Below are 2,381 nucleotides of genomic sequence, written 5' to 3'. Positions count from 1 at the left end.
ACAAAAAGCTTCGGCTTAGTCCGTGTCTGAAAATCTTGTCGATTTTCAACCCCGCACAAAGCCTAGCCAAAACCGTTGGCAGTAATTTTAAGCCTTATCGCACTCATCATCAACATTATAAATATTCTGTTTCACTCTTTCCTCAAATTCTTTATAAAACAAATCAGCTTCTTCTTTATATTGAAAACTTCTATGATAAAGCATAAATGTATTTAACGCTATTGAACCTTGTCTATCATAATCTTCGTAGTTATTAAAATAATATGATAAGAAAAGTAAGTAAGCCGAATATCTAGAGTTATCTTCTTCAATTTTTCCGATATCGTTAGCTGCCGAAAAAATTAATGCATAATCTTTGTTTAACTCATAATAAGCATCTAAACAAGCTTTAAAGATTGCTTTTATATGACCTGCACCAATATTAGAACGAAGTTTGTATTTTGTTTTATCAGTACCTTTATTGTGTTCGTAAAAAGAAAGAACGCAAATATTATTTGGATATATTTCTAATTCAATAATCGTAGTAATTACATTAGTGAATTCAGGCACAAACCTATATATCTTACGAATAATAAAGTCCTCATTTCTTTTAGGCTTCTCATTCATAAGGTATACTAAACCTTTTTTAGCCATTTCCTAAAAATTAGAATAGTGTCCTAAAGAGTTTTGTATGTTTACAAAAGGTATTTTATTATGAGAATCTAAAGAAAAATCAACAACAGTATCGTTATCTATGACAACTTCTTTATCGCTAGGTTGACTATTTAAAAGTCCTTTTCGACTATTTTTCCAAGGTAAATCATCATGTGTTAAATCTACCAAGTCAGAACCTGATAAATGACCATAGGCACTCCAAACATCATTCAAATGATTTAGAATTGAGATATCTAAATTCAAATCTTTGGCTCTATTAGTTGGTATGATAGAACTCCTTTTCATGTATTTAAAGCTAGACCAAACATCATAAACTACTGGACCATATATCCATGCTTGAATTTTATCGTTAAATAATTTTTTATCATTTTTAACATAAAACCAAAGCTGAGAATAATATAGTAGTTTTTGTAATTTTAATGGACTTACCCCTTTTTGAATAAAAAAAGAAGATATATCTATAGCTTTCATAATTAATTTATTTAGAAATTAAATATTCCTAACACTTTGCAAATGTACATATTTATTTAAATATACAATAATTTATCTGAAACTCAAAAAACTACAGCCAACAACGGCTAAAAAACATAGCTTATTTATTGTTTTCCCAAAGTTGGTTTTCTGTTTATTTTGTCTATTTTTAATCTGAAAATAATCGGCTAACTAAAACGCTACGTTTCCTAGCCAAAACCGTTGGGTACAAGCAAAAAAAACTAAATTGGAATATCATTATTATATTATAGAAAACTCTTATTCCACAAATAAACAAGGACTTAAAGCAGGTGTTAGAATTCAAAAAATCCCTAGTCATTTCACTATTGATTTTAAAAATGGAAATGGTCCCTTTACAAGTCTCAATGAATTAAAAAAGAAATCAACAATATATAGAAATATTATCTTAAGAAATACGAAAAGAGCTCAACAAATATGTTTAGAAAAAAACATACAAGTCATTAAGGATTTTGTTCGTACAAATAGAGGTTCTAAATTTAACATAGATTTTATAGAAACAATAGAGCACTGTACTAAAGGAAATATTAAAAATGGAGAAATCTCGGGAATTCATTACTATGATCCTGAAAAAGTTAGAATTTTAAAAATTATACAGGAAAATAAAGTAACTGGTGTTCTAAAAGCTGAAATTGAATTCTATGATTTAGACACTAATAAATGGTATAAAAAAAGACAATTCACTACATTCTTTCCGAAAAAATGGAGTTTGGAAAAACTATTCCATGAATGTCATTATGCTATTGAAAATAAAATTAAAAAAAATGACAGTCGAGATGTTTATATCTCAAAAACTCAAACAGGAATTAATGTCGAAATTATTATCAAAAAAGGAAAACTGAAATCAATATATCCTTTGATATAAAAAGCCAGTACCCAACACCGGCTAAACTTAATGCGGGTTCTGTGCTTTCTCAAAGTTTTGTGTATATTTACTAAGTCGCCAAATCTTGTTGATTTGGCTTAGTTAAAACCAAAGAAACAAAACCAAACAAAAAGCTTCGGCTTAGTCCGTGCTCGAAAATCTTGGCGATTTTCTTCCCGCACTAAGCCTAGCCAAAACCGTTAGCTTAAACAACTCTGAAATCTGAAAAATTATGAATGAAATAATATTAAATATTGAGAAAGTAAGTTATTCTTCTGTTTTGACCCCTATAAAACAAGAGTAATCTTTTAAATTTCGGATTATTAATTAAGCTGCTTTATTTTTAGTTAAA

Annotated in this window: 3 protein-coding genes; 1 reads left to right on the top strand and 2 read right to left on the bottom strand. The window is 28.3% G+C overall.

Annotation, left to right across the window (positions count from 1 at the left end; genetic code table 11):
* Nucleotides 1–87 precede the first annotated feature (87 nt).
* Together Q4548_RS16520 and Q4548_RS16515 are read right to left on the bottom strand one after the other, a co-directional pair.
* Complete coding sequence (locus tag Q4548_RS16520; protein WP_303457096.1) at nt 88–633, bottom strand: hypothetical protein; 546 nt, start codon at nt 631–633, stop codon at nt 88–90.
* 3 nt (nt 634–636) lie between these two features.
* Nucleotides 637–1,125, bottom strand: a complete 489-nt coding sequence (locus Q4548_RS16515) for a Panacea domain-containing protein (protein ID WP_303457094.1) — start codon at nt 1,123–1,125, stop codon at nt 637–639.
* A gap of 247 nt (nt 1,126–1,372) precedes the next feature.
* Here Q4548_RS16515 and Q4548_RS16510 point away from each other — a divergent pair, with 247 nt between their 5' ends.
* Nucleotides 1,373–2,029 carry an EndoU domain-containing protein gene (locus Q4548_RS16510; RefSeq protein ID WP_303457091.1) on the top strand — a complete coding sequence of 219 codons (657 nt, stop codon included), beginning with the start codon at nt 1,373–1,375 and terminating at the stop codon, nt 2,027–2,029.
* Nucleotides 2,030–2,381 lie beyond the last annotated feature (352 nt).

Origin of the sequence: Wenyingzhuangia sp. 2_MG-2023 (assembly GCF_030548295.1) — a bacterium.
Classification (GTDB): Bacteria; Bacteroidota; Bacteroidia; order Flavobacteriales; family Flavobacteriaceae; genus Wenyingzhuangia.
The sequence above is the reverse complement of the archived record's forward strand: the minus strand, read 5'-3'. Positions and strand labels throughout refer to the sequence as shown.

Coding starts and splice junctions, on each gene's coding strand:
- Q4548_RS16515 (WP_303457094.1), bottom strand. CDS start 1,125: ATGAAAGCTATAGATATATCTTCTTTTTTTATTCAAAAAGGGGTAAGT.
- Q4548_RS16520 (WP_303457096.1), bottom strand. CDS start 633: ATGGCTAAAAAAGGTTTAGTATACCTTATGAATGAGAAGCCTAAAAGA.